This window comes from Chitinophaga polysaccharea, assembly GCF_007829335.1.
Classification (GTDB): Bacteria; Bacteroidota; Bacteroidia; order Chitinophagales; family Chitinophagaceae; genus Chitinophaga; species Chitinophaga polysaccharea_B.
In genome coordinates this window covers 650,715-667,841 of record NZ_VIWO01000003.1, presented here as the reverse complement: position 1 = coordinate 667,841, position 17,127 = coordinate 650,715, and the positions used below count along the sequence as shown (strand labels likewise).

17 protein-coding genes are annotated in these 17,127 nt (G+C 46.5%); 3 read left to right on the top strand and 14 right to left on the bottom strand.

Going from position 1 to position 17,127, the window contains the following annotated elements; translation table 11 throughout:
* Nucleotides 1-96: 96 nt before the first annotated feature.
* The 5 genes from FHW36_RS14310 to FHW36_RS14290 form a co-directional block, all read right to left on the bottom strand.
* The gene (locus FHW36_RS14310) at nucleotides 97-1,233 is read right to left on the bottom strand and encodes a FecR family protein (RefSeq protein ID WP_186452437.1); all 1,137 of its coding nucleotides are present in this window, start codon (nucleotides 1,231-1,233) and stop codon (nucleotides 97-99) included.
* Between the two features lie 108 nt (nucleotides 1,234-1,341).
* The gene (locus tag FHW36_RS14305) at nucleotides 1,342-1,902 is read right to left on the bottom strand and encodes an RNA polymerase sigma factor (protein WP_145670008.1); all 561 of its coding nucleotides are present in this window, start codon (nucleotides 1,900-1,902) and stop codon (nucleotides 1,342-1,344) included.
* A gap of 269 nt (nucleotides 1,903-2,171) precedes the next feature.
* Nucleotides 2,172-2,612: a YqgE/AlgH family protein gene (locus FHW36_RS14300; RefSeq protein WP_145670006.1), complete on the bottom strand. Its 441-nt coding sequence runs from the start codon at nucleotides 2,610-2,612 to the stop codon at nucleotides 2,172-2,174.
* Between the two features lie 37 nt (nucleotides 2,613-2,649).
* Complete coding sequence (locus FHW36_RS14295) at nucleotides 2,650-3,186, bottom strand: GNAT family N-acetyltransferase (protein ID WP_145670004.1); 537 nt, start codon at nucleotides 3,184-3,186, stop codon at nucleotides 2,650-2,652.
* Complete coding sequence (locus tag FHW36_RS14290) at nucleotides 3,152-3,802, bottom strand: FMN-binding negative transcriptional regulator (protein WP_145670002.1); 651 nt, start codon at nucleotides 3,800-3,802, stop codon at nucleotides 3,152-3,154. The genes FHW36_RS14295 and FHW36_RS14290 overlap by 35 nt, the downstream gene beginning before the upstream one ends.
* Nucleotides 3,803-3,876: 74 nt before the next feature.
* On the opposite strand from FHW36_RS14290, the gene FHW36_RS14285 reads away from it, so the two are divergent.
* The 3 genes from FHW36_RS14285 to FHW36_RS14275 are packed head-to-tail and all read left to right on the top strand — an operon-like array spanning nucleotide 3,877 to nucleotide 6,504.
* Nucleotides 3,877-5,361, top strand: a complete 1,485-nt coding sequence (locus FHW36_RS14285; RefSeq protein ID WP_145669998.1) for an aminotransferase-like domain-containing protein — start codon at nucleotides 3,877-3,879, stop codon at nucleotides 5,359-5,361.
* Between the two features lie 50 nt (nucleotides 5,362-5,411).
* Nucleotides 5,412-6,299: a retropepsin-like aspartic protease gene (locus FHW36_RS14280; protein ID WP_145669996.1), complete on the top strand. Its 888-nt coding sequence runs from the start codon at nucleotides 5,412-5,414 to the stop codon at nucleotides 6,297-6,299.
* Between the two features lie 22 nt (nucleotides 6,300-6,321).
* On the top strand, nucleotides 6,322-6,504 hold the full coding sequence (locus FHW36_RS14275) for a hypothetical protein (RefSeq protein ID WP_145669994.1): 183 nt from the start codon (nucleotides 6,322-6,324) through the stop codon (nucleotides 6,502-6,504).
* Here the strand turns inward: FHW36_RS14275 and FHW36_RS14270 are convergent.
* The 9 genes from FHW36_RS14270 to FHW36_RS14230 form a co-directional block, all read right to left on the bottom strand.
* Nucleotides 6,465-7,187: an SDR family NAD(P)-dependent oxidoreductase gene (locus FHW36_RS14270; RefSeq protein WP_145669989.1), complete on the bottom strand. Its 723-nt coding sequence runs from the start codon at nucleotides 7,185-7,187 to the stop codon at nucleotides 6,465-6,467. The two genes, FHW36_RS14275 and FHW36_RS14270, sit on opposite strands and share 40 nt — an antisense overlap.
* 72 nt (nucleotides 7,188-7,259) lie before the next feature.
* Nucleotides 7,260-8,147, bottom strand: coding sequence for a helix-turn-helix domain-containing protein (locus FHW36_RS14265; protein ID WP_145669987.1), 888 nt, complete (start codon nucleotides 8,145-8,147; stop codon nucleotides 7,260-7,262).
* 116 nt (nucleotides 8,148-8,263) lie between these two features.
* Nucleotides 8,264-8,629, bottom strand: a complete 366-nt coding sequence (locus FHW36_RS14260) for a SnoaL-like domain-containing protein (RefSeq protein ID WP_145669985.1) — start codon at nucleotides 8,627-8,629, stop codon at nucleotides 8,264-8,266.
* A 24-nt stretch (nucleotides 8,630-8,653) separates the two neighbouring features.
* Nucleotides 8,654-8,989, bottom strand: coding sequence for an ArsR/SmtB family transcription factor (locus FHW36_RS14255; RefSeq protein ID WP_145669982.1), 336 nt, complete (start codon nucleotides 8,987-8,989; stop codon nucleotides 8,654-8,656).
* Nucleotides 8,970-9,422 carry an SRPBCC family protein gene (locus FHW36_RS14250; RefSeq protein ID WP_145669980.1) on the bottom strand — a complete coding sequence of 151 codons (453 nt, stop codon included), beginning with the start codon at nucleotides 9,420-9,422 and terminating at the stop codon, nucleotides 8,970-8,972. The genes FHW36_RS14255 and FHW36_RS14250 overlap by 20 nt, the downstream gene beginning before the upstream one ends.
* A gap of 135 nt (nucleotides 9,423-9,557) precedes the next feature.
* Nucleotides 9,558-11,159 carry a SusD/RagB family nutrient-binding outer membrane lipoprotein gene (locus FHW36_RS14245; RefSeq protein WP_145669978.1) on the bottom strand — a complete coding sequence of 534 codons (1,602 nt, stop codon included), beginning with the start codon at nucleotides 11,157-11,159 and terminating at the stop codon, nucleotides 9,558-9,560.
* Between the two features lie 36 nt (nucleotides 11,160-11,195).
* Entirely contained in the window at nucleotides 11,196-14,780 is a 3,585-nt protein-coding gene (locus FHW36_RS14240) for a SusC/RagA family TonB-linked outer membrane protein (protein WP_186452436.1), read from the bottom strand.
* Between the two features lie 382 nt (nucleotides 14,781-15,162).
* The gene (locus tag FHW36_RS14235) at nucleotides 15,163-16,239 is read right to left on the bottom strand and encodes a FecR family protein (protein ID WP_145669973.1); all 1,077 of its coding nucleotides are present in this window, start codon (nucleotides 16,237-16,239) and stop codon (nucleotides 15,163-15,165) included.
* Nucleotides 16,240-16,395: 156 nt separating this feature from the next.
* A complete protein-coding gene (locus FHW36_RS14230) occupies nucleotides 16,396-17,007 on the bottom strand; it encodes an RNA polymerase sigma factor (protein ID WP_145669971.1) in 612 nt (203 codons plus the stop codon).
* Nucleotides 17,008-17,127 lie beyond the last annotated feature (120 nt).

The following is a 17,127-nucleotide window of genomic DNA, read 5'->3' as shown; positions in this document are numbered from 1 at the left end:
ACTCACCTTACAACTGCTTCGGTCGCGACCCGGAGCGGTTGTTCTTTAAGCCAATACTATCTTTCTTTAATATTTCAGTAACGTGGTGATTGCCCGCTAGGGACCTACTGTGATGACATTATTTTCTATTTTGCATTTAATTCCTCCTGTGGCCTCCAATATCTTCAGTACCTGGGAAATACTGGAAGACCTGGAAATAGATCCACCAAACTTCTGTTGAACATTGCCGGCATATATTACTTTCACATTATACCACCTGGATACCTGCCGCATAATGGCCTGGATATCGGACCCTTCGGGAAACAGGAAGCGCCCATTCTTCCATGCTATGACTTCGGCGATATCTGCATGATCAATTAATTGCAACTGTCCATCTGCTCTTACCTGCTGGCCGGGCCTCATACGCATAGATTTTCCTTCCCTGCTGACAAGCACAGCACCCTCTAATAAGGTAACGTTGGCAGTAGGCTCATCCTCATAAGTATTTATATTAAAATGCGTTCCTAACACCTTTACTTCCAATCCACTCTTCCGGTTAACGACTATAAATGGACGCTGTTGGTCGGCCGCTACTTCAAAATAAGCCTCTCCTTCTACCTGTACCTTTCTTGCTGTACCATTCATATTAACAGGATAGCGGAAGGATGACCCTGTATTGAGCGTAACCTGGGTGCCATCTGCCAGTGTAAGTGATACCGCTTTACTTCCCGGCGGATTGTACAAGGTATTGTAGGTTTCATTTCCAGTACCATTGCCGGGCATTTGCCTGTAAGCGGCATTACTACCAGCAATCCGGGTAAGCGGGGCGCCTGAATTCCCTCCACTGGTGATGGAGTCCAGCAACACGTTTTCTCCATTTGCCAGTACCAGCACGGCCTTACTGGATGCCGGCGCCGGTATATCCTGCACTAATACCCGTTGTGCCACTGGTGATGATACGGGCTGATGTTTTTTCAAAAACATAAAGCTTCCTCCCCCTACGCATAGCAATACCACGATAGCCGCCGCCACTTTAAATAAAGGTCTTTGCCAAAGAGGTATCACCTTTCGGTCTTCACCAAGGCTGACCTGTATCCTGCTAAAAAGCTGCTCTCCCACCTGTTCCAGCTCCGCTGTATCCGGTACTTCCTGCTGGAGGGGACCATACCATTGGTCTACCTTTTCCTCTTCACCAGGAGTCGTCTTTCCGGTCAGGTATTTTTTCAGGAGCCTGATGGCTTTGGGATACTTCATTCCTTTCATTTTAATTAACTGCCTTCCGGTTAAATTTATCAGACAACAGCACATTCCTGTTATGTAAATACCAGGAGAAAAGGGAAAGTACTAGTGCGGGGAAAAAAATTAAACGAAGAAGAAAAGAGAGGCATACTCGCGAAGCCGGGTGCGCAGCCTTTTTAGTGCGGTGGTAATGGTATTCTTAACGGTTTGCTCCGAAATATTGAACCGTTGCGCGATTTCAGCCAGTGGTATATTTTCGTCCCGGCTCAAACGAAAAATTTCTTGCATTCTGGCGGGTAGCTTATTGGTTTCATCCGCTAACACCCATTGTAGTTCTTTAAATTCAAGATGCTCGTTAACACCTTCTTCAGATAACTCCAGGCTTTCGACAGACAGTGGTAAATTTACGCCCTTTCCTGCTTTCCGATATACCTGCCTGATAATAGCATACTTCAATGCGCCAAATAAATAAAAAGAAAACGAACCAGCCGTTTGTATGTGATCCTTATTACGCCAAAAGCTGATAAAAACTTCCTGGACTACATCCTGGGCGTCTTCGCTGTTCCCGAGGCGCATCAACGCATTATGATACAGCACTTTCCAGTATCTTTCATATAATACACGGAAAGCCATGTTATCATCACCAGACAATAATATTTCCTTATCAGAAAGTTGTTTTGTCATGCGAGTTGCTGCTTACGCATAATCCTTTTTTGATTGACAATACTTATAACCGGATATTAAGGTTCAGATAGGAGCATGCGACTAATAATATATTATTTGCTGGCTGGGAAAGGATTATTTTTTCTTTTATTTCATTGTTCTTCCCGACAGCTATATTCTATAGATTCCTTTCCAAAAACATGTAAGTATATAACACACCAATCAAAGATTTAAAATAATCTTTGATTTTTTCTCCTTAAAATTAACTATTTCAGATGTTTTTTTACCCACTAAAAAAGCGCCCCTGTATTCTTTATCTCCCAACTGCCTTCTGCTATTTCTTCTTCCAACTCCAGCGGATCCCAGCCACAATAGCCGATAAACAACCGTATATCATGTGTTGCAATCGATTTATTATTGATATACTTTACAGCTGCTTTAAAATCTCCGCCCATATAAATATCACCGGCTACCGGTATACCTCCTTCAATGAGGTCCGGACGCCGGTGAAGAAAATAAAGATGTTCACGGTCTACCGGACCGCCATCATACAGCGGAAAGGCAATGCTATGGCGGAACTCTACGAGTTCATTAAACTTGCGGGGAAAAAGTTTGTTGACAACGAAACCCATCGCACCTTTGTCGTTCAATTCAGTAATGAACAGCTGCGTGTCCTCAAAAAAACTATCGTTCAGCAGTGACGTACTGTACAAAAACATACCTGCATTCATCGGCTTCTATTATGCCATGAAGGTAATTTTTTTCATACTATTTACGGGCCTCCCATTCTTCTTTGCCGATGCGATACAGGTAATTCAGCTTGGGTGGTTCACCATAGTAGTTCACTTCCTGGGTAGCGATATTCTTTGCCCCCAGCCGGCCTATGGCAACCTGGGAGCGGATATTATTGACCCCAATATGAAAATATACCTGGTCTACAAATTGAAAGGCGTGGTCCAACATTAATTTTTTTACGCCGGGGTTAATGCCGGTGCCCCAGTAAGCGGTGCCGTAAAAAGTATAGCCAATCGCCAGTCCGCTGGCGGTAGCATCGTAATCATAATAACGGGTGCTGCCAATTACCTGGCCGGTGGCTTTTTCCACGATCTTAAATGCGCCCTTGCTCTGGATAGCGCCCTCGAAGAAAGTACGGAACAGGTCGTGTTGCCAGCGGTCTTTATTGGGATGCTGCTCCCACACTTTAGGGTCGGAGGCAACGGCATACACAGCCGGGAAGTCAGTTTCCTCCAAGGGTAACAGGATCACCTGTTCATTTTCCAGTACGGGTTGTAACGTAAATTCCATGATACATGATTTGTAAATTCCTGATATGACGTGCTAAATCCTGATCGAGCGGTTGTACGCTCTTTTCCAGGTGTGCGGCAATGCGCTCCCGCTCCGCCACTGTTTTGTTCTGGCTTAATTTCTTTTGTCCCTGCAGGTTGGTCACCTCCAGTTCAAATGCTACGATCCCCTGTATCATGCCTTGCCGGTATTTGTCTGAAAGGCTATGCCACTGAGCCAGGTAAGCCGGATCGTAGAACGTGATCATTTGTTCCAGCACCTTCACTTTGGCAGCTGTATCACATAGAACCTGCGCCTGACCATAGGCATGTACCGCGATATAATCCCAGGTGGGCACACTTTCGTGTTTGTCGTAATGTGCCGGCGAAATATAGGCATGTGGTTCGGAAAATATGACCAGGGAGGGAGTGGTTTCAATATATTCCGCTTGTTCATTGGCCGCCGCAAAGTGCCCACTCAGCAATAGTTTGCCGGTGCTGTTGTTTACCACAAAAGGCAGGTGTGTGGCCACCGGCAACTGGTCTTTTATGGTCACGATGGTGGCAAAGCTATATTGCTTCATAAAGCCAATCATTGCTTCCTGGTCCTGGAACTGAAAAGAACGGGGTGTGTACATATCGATCCTTGCATTTATTGATAACACAAAAATATCAGGAAATTGGATTACCTTAGTATACCAATTTCAACAAAATGAATAGGCCAATTTCAAGACAGATTTTCACCGCTATACGCCTGCACCATACCGGTAAACGCCCCGTATACCTGCAATTGGCCGATGCCCTGCTGGCATTGATAAAAAAAGAACAGCTCCGGCCGGGGCAAAAATTACCCGGCTCACGCGACCTGGCCGAATGGCAGCAAATCAACCGGATCACTGCCGCCAAAGCGTATGAAGAGCTGCAAACACAAGGCTGGCTGGAAAGCTTTGTAGGACGGGGGACCTTCGTTGCCCGGCATTTGCCTACCATGCAGCCTAACCCCCTGCAACCTACACATACTGCCAGTTCCGGTGAAACAGCCGGCTTTTCAGTGCCTGCCCTCGCCTACCTCGCCGCAAGGTTGCCACTTGTTACCGGCCGACTGCATTTAGACGACGGATTTCCCGACCCTTCCCTTGCCCCATTGAAAGAGCTGTACCGGGCCTGGAGGAGCCAGTTGACCCGCAGTGGATTGTATTACAAATTCGGCAGCTACAGTCGCCCCGAAGGACCGGAACTATTCAGAACCGCCATTTCCAATTACCTCAACGATACCCGGGGACTCAACACCAGCCCGAAAAATATCCTGTCGGTCAACGGCACGGTAATGGGACTTAACCTGGTGTGTAACGGGCTGATTGAGCCTGGCGACGTCATCGTATCCGGCATACCTGGCTGGGGACGGGCAGAGCAAAACTTCCTGCATGCCGGCGCTAAACATATAGGCGTTCCCGTAGATGAACATGGCCTGGTAACGGAGGAACTAAAGAAAATCTGCCGCACGAAAAAAGTGCGCATGGTATATGTGACCCCACATCACCACTACCCTACCACCGTATCGCTGCGGATCGACCGCAGGCTGGAACTCCTGCAGCTGGCGCAGGAATATGGCTTTATCATTTTTGAAGACGATTACGACTACGACTTTCATTATAAGAACCGTCCCCTGCTGCCCCTGGCCAGCGCCGACGACCAGGGTATGGTGATCTATGGCGGCTCCTTCAGCAAAAGCTTTTCTCCTGCCGTTCGTATTGGCTACTTAGTGGCTTCCGAAAACGTGATACAACACCTGGCCAGCGTGCGCATGCTGCTGGACCGGCAAGGGGATCATATCCTGGACAATGCCATGGCTGAAATCCTCAACGACGGCACCGTACAACGTTACCTCAGAAAAACGCTGGCGGTATACAAAGAGAGAAGGGATTTTTTCTGCGATCTGTTGCAGCGGGAGTTGGGAGAGTTCGTCCACTTCACCATACCCGAAGGAGGCATGACAGTTTGGACTAACTTTGCGGAACATATTAACCTTGAAACGCTGGCTCAGCAAGCATCTCAGAAAGGGTTATATATTTCCGACGGGAAAGTACATCAGTATCCCGGCTATCGCACCAATGCTATCCGGCTGGGGTTTGCCTCCTCTACGAAAGAAGATATAGCCGCCAGTATAGCCATTTTAAAATCATTGCTGAAAAAATAGGGCCGCACCAAATACATCTCTCATTTACTATTTTTGCCAAAACGCAATAAATGAAATACGTACTGTACGCATTAACCCTCCTGCTGTTGCCCCTTACTACATTTTGCCAGCAGCCGGTAAAAGATGAAATTCCGTTCAACCTGCTGCCATCGGGGCATATCCTGGTAAAAGCCACGATAGACAATGTGCCCGGTAATTTTATATTTGATACAGGCGCCGGTATCTCCTTGTTCACAAAGCAGTTTTTTGAAAAACTGAAAGATACGCTCAGGGAAGATGGCGGCTACACCGGGTTTCGCGCTACCGGCGAACGCATGGATATTCCTCTCTACCATGTACGTAACTTTGAATTTGGCAGCCTGAAAAAAGACTGGGAAGAAGTGAGCTACTTTGATGTAAACCTGGGCGGCATTGATGGCATCCTCTCCCTGAAACTATTGGAAAACCAGCCGTTCACGATTGATTTCGATAAAAAAGTATTGCGACTGGAATCCGCAAAGGCATTAACGGTTATCAGGAAGACCGCAAAAAAAATGGGTATTCAGCTGGAACAATCCAGGGATAAATCGCTCACCATTTTTTCCTATTTTAAAATAAACGATCAACTGCAATTACAACTTTCCCTGGATGCCGGCGCTGGTAAAGACGTATATCGCCTCCATTCAAAGTACCTGCAACCACTGGGGATCAATATTAATGATACTGCAGCGGTTAAAAAGTTAGTTAAACGCAGCGAATTCCAGGATGGCTTTACCACTAATATTTACCTCACCCAGGTAAGCAAAATGGCGGCTGTCGGGCAACCTGATGTAGCCGTACAAAATTTCCCTGTACAGTTTGTAGATGGACTTATTTATGATGGTATTATCTGGATCAACTGGCTGGGCAGTAAAATTACTTTCGACCTGGAACAACAGGCATTGTGGATAGAACGCTAACGGCTTTTTATATTATTTCCCGATGAAAAAACTACCCCTCCTGCTATTCTGTATAACAGGCATTCATTGTAACCATACTATCCCCGGGCAACAGGCAGGTAAAGCTATTGCCAACAGGGATAGTATGGCCGGTCAAAAAACAAAGATCACAAACGACTCACACTATCACCACGCCATTTCCCCACCCGCTGCATCATTGCTGTAAAATTTCCCTGTTGGTCCATTCTCATCAAGTGTGGCAAAGCGTACAATAATAGCCGCTGCATCTTCTACGGTGCCTGTTCCCCGGTGCTGGTTGAAATCGGTGGCAGTATAACCCGGATCTATGGCATTTACCTTGAATGCGGTATCTCTCAATTCATACGCCAGTACTACCGTATAGGCATTTAATGCAGTTTTGGAAGGACCATAGGCGGCGCCTTTTACATTATAATATTTCCAGGACGGATCGGAGTGGTTGGTCAGCGAAGCTAAACCGGAGGTAACATTCACAATCCTTGGTTGTGCAGATTTTTGCAATAGATTCATCAACGCCTGGGTTAAACTGATAACGCCGAAAAAGTTGGTATCGAACACTTCCCGGATAGTGGAGCCGGGCGCGTTGATGGCCTGTTGAGCATAGCCACCGAGAATACCGGCGTTATTGATCAATACATCCAGGGAGCCGGTGGTGCTGCTTACCTGGTTGTGCGCTGCCTGGATAGAGGACGGATCGGTAACGTCCAGTTGTACAACAGCAATACGTTCCGAGCCTATCTGCGCAGCTGCTGCTTCGCCCTTACCCTGGTCGCGGCTACCTATATATACAAAATAACCATCGTTCCATAAACGCTTAGCGGTTTCAAAACCGATGCTCCTGTTGGCGCCTGTAATAAATACTGATTTCATACGATCTGTTGTTTTAAATGATGGTACAAAATTAGGCGCCCGGAGTGCCGATAAATGGTATCGGTACCGGCATTAATGGTACATTTTCCGGGTAGTATTCCGGTATAGTAAAGGTGTTTGTCCGCTGAGGCGTTTAAAGAACCGATTGAAGTAAGAGGCGTCTTCAAAGCCCAATTCGTAGGCGATTTCTTTAATAGAGTGATCGGTATGAAACAGCAGCCGCCGGGCTTCCAGCAGCAAACGGTCATGGATATACGCGATAGCGGTTTTGCCCGCCTGTTCCCGTATGGTATCTCCAAGGTGGCCGGCGCTGATATTCATCAGGTTGGCGTAGGCAGCTACTTCATGCAGATCGCGGTAATGCCGCTCTACCAGGTGGCTGAAATGTTTCAGCAGCTCCCGCCCGGGCTGCACGGCATCCTGGAACTGTTCGTTATATAACCGGCTGAGAAAGATCAGCAATACCTGCAAATAAGCAATGAGCATGGAGTTGTGCCAGGTGTCCTGTGCGCGGAACTCTGCCACCATACGTTGCATTGTATCTTTAATATGGCGCATGGAGGTTACATCGAGATTCATCTCGTGTCCACTGTGTAGATTCTGAATAATAGGAAGTTGCTTCAGGGAACGGGTTTCATCCCTGGCCAGGAAGGCATCTGTAAACCGGAGTATGATGCCCTTCATGGGCTTTGCCTGTTCTTTTACGTGCACCTGGTGGGGAGCGGAAAAATAAAAGTGGGATGGTTGCAGCGTATAAGGCTGCATATCCACCCAATGACGACTGCTGCCCTCTTCTACCAATACCAGGAAATAGTAATCTTTCCGATGGGGCTTCAGAAAAATGGCGGGATATTCCCGGTGTTCGCCGTTGACTTCCCAGATATCGAAGTGTATGGGTTGTCCGTCTGCTCCCTGCATTGGGTTATGGGGAATATTTTTGACGAGGGTATTACTTTCCATGTACTAAAGATAGCTATTTTCAGAGGTGATTGCCCGCGAAGCAGCAAAGCAGCAAAGCAGCAAAGGAATTCCTTTATTGCTTTGCTACTTCGCGTCTTCGCGTGAAAATCCCATTGTTAATACAGGAACTGCTCGGATATAATCTTCCCATCCGCTACCTCGTACAACATGATCTCATCTATTTTCACTCTTCCAAAATCCGCTACGGTAAAGTCCATCATGCGGCTTACAGCAAAGTGCCGTCCGGCTACTACCGGTGCAGAGGTAGTCAGTTGATGGATTTCCTGTATCTTTTTTACCCAGTCTTCTCCTTTTTTTCGGACAGCGGCTTTACCTTCCGCAAATCCAAAATAAGGCGAGTCTGCAGGGTCTATACTTTTTACATCTGCGGAAAAAAGCTCCTCCTGTATATCAAACCATTTTTCCTGCATGGCCAGTTCATTGAACCTGGTAGCCACGTCCTGCGTGCTGAGCGTTGTCATAATCATTGATTTTAACGTTTCCTATCAATGGCCTTTACTTTTATGGCCGGTGTTGTCCAGTAAATTTTCCAGCTTTTTCAGCCTGTGCTGCCAGAATACGTCGAAGAAGCTGATCCATTGCTGCAGGGCCTGGAAACCGTCCCGGTGCAGGGTACAATACCTTTCCCGGCCTTTGTCTTCGATGACAATGAACCCCGTGCTGTGCAGTATTTTTATATGCTTCGACACCGCCGGGCGGCTCATTTCAAAATGCGCCGCCAGGGCATTGATGGTGAGCGTATCCTGCGACAATAGCTGTAAGATCTGCCTCCTGCTGGGATCTCCAATAGCCTGGAATATATCAGGCGTTGGCTGCGTCATGTGGTACGGCGTTTAAAAGATCATCGATTTTCTGCAGCTTCTGCCTCCATCCGTCGTTCATGCCATTGTAGATATTGAAATCTTCTATCTCCCGGAAACCGCTATGCTCCAGTTTAATGGTGGTGCCTTTTTCATCCGACGAGAGCGTCCACTCTACCAGCGAATCCAATGATATTTTGCCACTCCCGGGGCCCGCTTTCCAGGAATAGGTCAACTTCTTAAAGGGTACTATCTCCAGCACTTTACAATACATAATGCCGTCTATGTCGAGGCTGGGTATTGGTTTAGTCCTGAACTGAAAATCATGCCCGACAACAGGTTCAAAATCATTGGGCATTAACCATTGCGACATCAACTCAGCGGTGGTCAGGTAGGTCCACACCTTCTCCACCGGATGTGCAAAGAAAAATTCGTGACGAATGGTCTTAGTCATAATATGTAACTTTTAGGTTACTCAAAAATATATGTAACTTTTGAGTTACGCAAATTTATTTTTGAGCGGGCAGCAGAAAGCCCCGGAGAAATACTTCCCCGGGGCCTTCTATGTAACTGCTATATGCGTAAATACTTACTTCATCCACCATACCTTCACCGTAGTGGAGTTACCTCCCATGCGGTTGGCCTGGTCGTTATAATTGGCCGTATTGTTCACTGATTCCTGTTGTGGATACTGTAAACGGTTAAAGTTGACGTAAGTAGCCGGGTTACCATCGCGCGGGGTACGACCGGTTCTTCTCCATAAGTTATAGGCAAGCCAGGGCTGACGGAAGAACGACAGCCATTCCTGCGCATAAATTTTATTCAGCTTCTGATCATCTGTACCGGTAAAGGCCACTTTAGGATTGGCAAAAAGTGCGGCCATCTGCACAGCTGTAGGGCTCGGAGGCGCTACCGCCGACCAGTTATCATTGGTAACATTGGTAGTATGTGCAATAGAATCCCAGAAGTTGACGGAAGAGGTAATACCACTGAAATATTCATTGCCGGCGCTCACCATGTCCTTATTTACACCCAGGCCGCGCGCATAGGCTTCCGCTTTCAGGAAATGTACTTCCGCGGCGGTCATGAACAATTCAGGCTGATAATAGATATCTCTCACCAACAGGTAATTAACCGGGGAAAATACGCAGTTGTCTTTGTTGGAAAAGTCAGCATCTCTATTCCCGTTATAGGGATTAGTATTATCGCTGGCTGTGCTGCCCGGCGCCAGTGGCGCCCATTTGCCGGCCTGGTTGGTTTCAAAAAACAGCTTTGCCCGCGGGTCAAAGATCTGTGCATCAGCAGTGCCATCTGCCAGCATATTCCAGCAGGTAGTACTCATACGCACAAATTTATGCGAAGTGAAAGACCAGAAACGGCTATCATTCAATACATAGTTATTGAGCTTCTGTGGCCACATACCAGCATCTTCATGTTCCCCGATCAGTGGTACCCCACTCAGCGCATATTGCAGATAAGGAGTTGCCGTAGCGGGATCTTTCTCTACTATCTGCATGGCATAACGCAATAGCAACGAGTTGCCAAATTTCTGCCACATGGTAATACTGTTGTTAAACAGTGTTTCAGAAGAACCCAGGGTTACATACGGCTTGCCTCCGGGTGTATTGGCAGTGGTGGTCAAGTGCTGGGAAGCCCATTTCAGCTGATCCAGGGTAGTTTTATAGATACTCTCCTGGGAGTCGTATGCCGGCCGGAAATCAGTCGATTGATTCGTGTAAGCGAGTCCTGCTTTAGAATAAGGGATATCTCCAAATTGGTCACTTATACGCAGCGTTTTGTAGGCTCTCAAAATATAAGCTATACCCTGGATATTATCCATCTCTGCTTTATCGCCTGCATAAGCATTGATCTTATCCTGGATCTGGTTCAGGTTCTGAAGCGCAGAATAATAGTCGTTCCAGATATCGGAGGCGCCATTCTGCACCAGGTAACCAGAATTACCACTGATGGTAGCCAGCTGCGTAATGGGATAGTAATACTCATTATGAATGGCCGCCTGCTCCTGCCCTTTCAGGAACAGGGTACTGATCACCCCATTTACCATGGGCGGAATGGTAGTGGCAGTAGGCAATCCCGGAGTGGTATTGATATCCTGGAAATCTTTCGTACAGGCGCCTAACGTCATCGAAACACCCGCTATATAAAGGAATATTTTTTTTGTCTTGTTCATGTTTGCACATTTTAATCGGTGAGTAGATCTGTTCCCTTAGAAAGAAACCCTTACCTGGAAACCTAATGAACGGAAACTTGGCAAAGACATAAACTCCAGTCCCTGGGCATTGCCGGCGCCATTTACACCTTCCGGGTTGATATGATCCGGTAAGGAAGTATAGAGATAGAAAAGATCTCTTCCTACGAGTGACAGCGATGCTGACTGGAATACTTTTGTCCGCTTGATAAAGCTTGATGGCACCTGGTAGTTGATGGATATTTCCCTCATCTTCACCCAGGTATTTTCCCGAACGGCATTCCTGTCGATCCAGTCACTTCCTTTTACGCCACCACCCAAATCGGTACTGCTCCACACACCATAAGGCATATATTTATAATAATAGTGTACTACGTTGTCGTTGATCTTACCATCAGGGAACACACCCGGCAATATTACGCCCCAGTTGGTTTTGGTACCATCTGGTGTAGTATAAGGTAATCCGCCTCCATCTCTTTCTTTCAGTGTTTCTCTTGCCTGACCCTGTTGCATAATGGTAGCATAGGTACCAGACCATATATCACCTCCTATTTTTGCATCAATCAATGCACTTAAAGAGAAGTTCTTAAACGTAAAGGTGTTGGTAATACCACCGGTTAATTTAGGTGTTGCATTACCCAATGGCACCAGTCCATCGGTTGCCTGGTACAGGGTACCATTCATTTCCGGTTTGCCATAAGGACTTGCCACCATCAATGGCAGGTGTGTTTTCGGATCATACACATAGTCGTAACCGTAAATGGTACCAAACTGATCGCCTACATGGGCAGATATTACAGGACCGTGCGCACCACCATCATTCCAGGCACTGGCCATATCTACGCGGTCCGCACCATCAGCCAAAGACAGCAGTTTATTATTATTATGTGCCAGGTTAAGGGCAACATCCCAGCCAAAATCCTTCTGTGCTATCACTTTTGCCCGCAATATTAATTCCAGGCCTGAATTTTCCAGCACTCCTGTATTCACAATAATACTGCTTACACCTGAGCTGATGGGCAGTGGCGAATTCAATATCTGGTTTTTTGATTTTCCCTTATAATACCTGAAATCGGCATTCAACCGGTTATTCAAAAAGCCTAACACGATACCAAAATCAGCTGTTTGATTGATGGTGGGCTTATAATTGAGTGCCGGCAATGCGCCTGGCAACAACGTTGCCGCCTGACCAGCAAAAGTAGATATGCTATAGGTATTGTTTACCTGGTAGGGATTCGGATCGGTAGCTGCCTGTGCCCATGCTACCCTTATTTTACCAAAGCTCAGTACAGACGGATCTATTTTAAACGCATCGGAGAATACAAAGCTACCGGCGAAAGATGGGAAGAAATAAGACCATTGGCCTTTAGGCAATGCAGAAGACCAGTCGTTGCGACCCGTGATATCCAGGAACAGGTAATCCTTGTACGACAGGTTGATGAAACTGTACACAGAGTTCATGCGTTTACGCAACTGGCTTTCTGTAGTCGGATGCGGATTACCCAGGTAGGTACCTGAATTCAGCGAGTATACAAACGGCGCCGCCCAGGTGTCGTTGTAGTTGAACATGCCCGCTGCTTCACGTTGATAAATAGTTCCACCTACAGAGAATTTACCGTTGAAATCACCACCAAATATTTTATCCTTGTGCAGGGTACCAATGAAATCCATGTTGGAAGCATTGTCGCGCTCTACGCCATGTGCATAGTATCCTTTAATTCCCAACACGTCTGTCGGCGTATTTTTCGTAGTCAGCTCATTGGTGTTATTATCCAAACCGCCACGGAAAATGAAGTCCAGGAAATCGGTGGCTTCATAGTTCAGTTGTACACCGGCCAGTAATTTGCGCCTGTTCTGGTCAGTGTTGTTTTCCATTATGTTCCATACTGTTGCTCCACCATTACCTACCCACGGAAAGTTGGTGAGCTGGTTCTGGGAACCGTCAGCATTTTTGTAAATGGGAATATCTTCCCCCCGGTAGTTTCTGCCGGCATTGTATACCAGGCGTTTCATCCAGGAGTTACCATCATCATTACCCAATTGTGGCGGGTTATGATACTGGTTTACGATATAGGAAGAGGTGAGCTGTACACTTACTCTCTTGGTTAATTTCATATTGGCGCCCAGGTTGAAAGTATTGCGATAATATTTGCTGTTGGGCAATACGGCCGAATTATCCAACCGGGAGAAAGACGCGCGTATAGATCCCCATTCATTACCGCCGGAAAGCGACACGTTATGGGATGACTGCATACCGTTCCGGAAAAGTAATTTGATATTGTCGGGTTGCGGTACATCCGCTTTCTGGGTACCATCCCACCAGGTGATCATTTTACCATCCATTTTTGGTCCCCAGGAAACGCCGGAGCCGGGCCATCCTACCTGGTTATAGGTATTGATACCGTAAGGACCGGAGCCTGTTTTTGGATCTACATACATACCATTCCAGTTCTCCGTGAGCCGGGGATTATTACCATTGGCATCTGTGAGATATTGGGGCGCATTGAGTGACACCATCCCCCCTGCACCATATTCATTCTGCAATTGCAGATAGCGGTAAGGATCTACGGTCTTATAGCCGTAGGTATAATCTACACCTAGTCCACTGCGTTTATTCCCTTTCTTAGTAGTGATGAGAATAACGCCATTGGCGCCTTTACCACCGTACAATGCGGCGGCAGTGGGGCCTTTCAGTACGCTGATGGTTTCAATGTCTTCCGGGTTGATCATGTTGATCGGACTACCGAAATCCTTGGGAGCGCTGGTATTACCGGCATCTGCACTGTTGCCGGCATACAAGGCGCTACCAGTAGGCGCAGAACGTACATCATAAGGGCGTGCCAGGTCGTTGGCCATTGGCATACCATCCACGATGATCAGTGGCTGGTTATCGCCCTGGATGGTATTGTTACCACCAATTACGATACGGGTAGTCCCTCCGTCCACACCGTTGGGACTGGTTACGTTTACGCCTGCCATTTTGCCTGCCATAGCGTTCAGTACGTTGGGCGCATTGGAGCGGGCCACTTCTTTACCGCCTACTTCTTCCTGGGAATAGCCCAGTGTCCGTACATTTCTTTTAATACCAAGGGCGGTGATGGCTACTGCGTCAAGGGAGGTAGCAGAAGATATCATCACGATGTTCATGATACCATTTCCACTAACGGTTACCCGTTGCTGGGCAAAGCCTACAGAAGAAAAGATCAGCACATCGCCTTCCTTGGCTTCCAGCTCAAAGTGTCCATCTACATTTGTAACGGTACCCCTGTTGGTGCCGGCGATCATGATGTTAATGCCGGGCAGGGGATCGCCCTCCTTTGATTTTACGAAACCGCTGATTTTCTGGAAAAGCACATTCAGACCATCTACCTCCATGCTGCCTTCATTGCTTTTCTCTTTCTTCAGAACAATCTGTTCATTGATCACTTCAAAAGTGATGTGCAATGGGCTGAGCAAACGGTATAATACCTCCCCTAATTGCTCATCGCGGGCAGTAACTGCAATACGCTGGCGCGCCGGCAGCGTATTATTGCTATAGGTAAAGTTGACGGATGTTTTCTCCGTGATAGTTTTGAGTATACTGCGCAGTTCACTGGGCGGCATATTCAATGACACCTTTTTACTCAAAACTTCCTGCGCGTGAACATTTTTAGCGAATGTGCAGGTAATCAGGCAAAACAGAAGCGCTATTTGTAGTAAGGCAACCCTCATAAAAAATATGACAGTCCTGTTGGAGTTTGCAAATTTGTGCATAACTTCAAATGTTTTGTTGTGATTAATAAAATCGATTAGTACGACAATTCATTTCCTGTGCAGTTGTCCAGACATTACAGGAAAAATTACCCGGGTGGCGATGTTAGCGCATCGCCACTTTCATTTTTGGTTGATACATTATGTAAACATTGGGTTCGTTTTTCGAGAATTACAAGTGAATTACAAGTGATTTACAAGTGAATAACAAGCGATTTATAAGTGAACAATACGGTTAGTTACAGGGTTTGCCGGTAATAAATACCTGGCCTTCCCTGATCGTATAACTGGCGTTGATAGCCGCGCAGATAATCTTTAACTTATTTTCAAACGTTTCATTCCTGATAGTGGTGGTGATAAAGCACTTGCCAAACGTTTCCTCGCTGGCATTAATCTTAATGCTGTAGGCGCTTTCCAATGCTTTAAAAATGCTGAGGACTGGTGCATTATCGAATGCAAAAGCGGGCATCTCCGCTGCCGGCTGGAGGGCCGCCAGCTGTTCGCTGTTCAGCGAATCGGCTACAAAGGCAGCGGTGCGGGCATCGAACCGTAATTGATGACCGGGTGTAATAATATAACTGTGCTGCTTATCGGTCATACTATACACGGCAATTTTTCCTGTCTTTACGGTAACCGTGAGGCTACCACTCTCTTCCGACACATTAAAACTGGTGCCCAGTACGCGGATGGCTACTTTGGGTGTATATACATAAAATGGCCGTTCCGCATCTTTGGCGATATCAAAAAAAGCATTTCCCTTCAGGTATACTTCTCTTTTAGATTGGGTAAGAAAGGCATCGTGCTTGATGGTGGCGCCTGTTTTTAATATCACGGAGGAGCCGTCTGTCAGCCACGCTACCTGGTCGGTCGTACTGGTATTAACCCGCACCAGCTGCTGCTGTTCCATATGGCTTTGCAACTTGTCGGCCAGCAGGTTTTCTTTTGTGGCGGATTTCCGGGAGATGGATACCATCGCGATACCTCCCGCTATTACAGCTGCTGCCGCCCACCACCATTTACGCAGGGAAGCCACCCTGGCGGTAGTTTGTACCGGCGCCGGCACTTCCTTGTCCAGGTACTGATCAAGAGAGGCATATACTTCTTCCAGCAAACGGTGATCTACCTTGTGGGGAACAGTTTTACCCAAAGTCTGTACCATTGTCCGGGCTTTTTCAAGCACAGGCACCCGCTCGGGATGGTCTGCCATCCATTGTTCCCACCATGCGGTATTGACTGCATCGGGAAACAATACCCATTGAACAAAATGATCGTCCTGTATAAATTCCCAGGTATCTTCTCCGAAATGCTTCATGCAACGATGATTTAAACGGCAATAAACTGCCCGTTTATCATAAATGACAAAAGCTTTGCTTTTATACTCAAAAAAAATAAAGTTTTTTTAACTTTTCTTTGAAACACCCTACCATCAAAGACATCAATAGGCTCATGAAGGAAAAATGAGGCCCGTTTATAGAAAAAAGTAGAAGGTTTCCAGCAAACGCCGGGCAAAAGGAGTTGTTTCCAGGGTTTCTTTAATACGTCCCAGCGCATTGTAAAGGAGGTTGCTGACAGACTGGTATTTCATATGCATCATTTCAGCAATCTGGGCATTGGTAAAACCCATATAAAAGCGGAGCATAATAATTTCCTGCTGACGCCGGGATAGCTTTTTAATAGCGTTGTTTAGCAACTGACTGCGTGAATCTTTTATTTCAGCATCAATGATTTGTTCTTCTACCGTGGCTTCCGGCTGAATATGATCGTGCAGGTATTGGTCTTGCTTGCCCGTGATGCTCCTGTATTGATAATTGGCCCTGATCAATTTATACTTAAGGCTGCGACACAAATAAAACCGTATGGCCACGTCTTCACTTACGTGATCCCGGCTATTCCATATCTCAATAAAAAGATCATGAATCATGTCTTTCAGTTTCTCCTGCTCGGTACAAAACCGAAAGCCATATTGAAACAAGTACACGGTGTATTCCCGGTAAATGAGCGTAAAGGCAGCTTTGTCACCAGCTTTAAATCGCTTCCATAAAGCCGCTTCGTCAAAACGAACATCTGTCATTGCAGGCATGCGTGGATCTTTTACAGCAAAACTGATTTTGGTCTTAATAATAGCTGGCTAAAACTTTTATTAGTATTGTCAATGTAGCTATTTTTTACCAATTGATCAAAAATCATTCAAATAGCATCT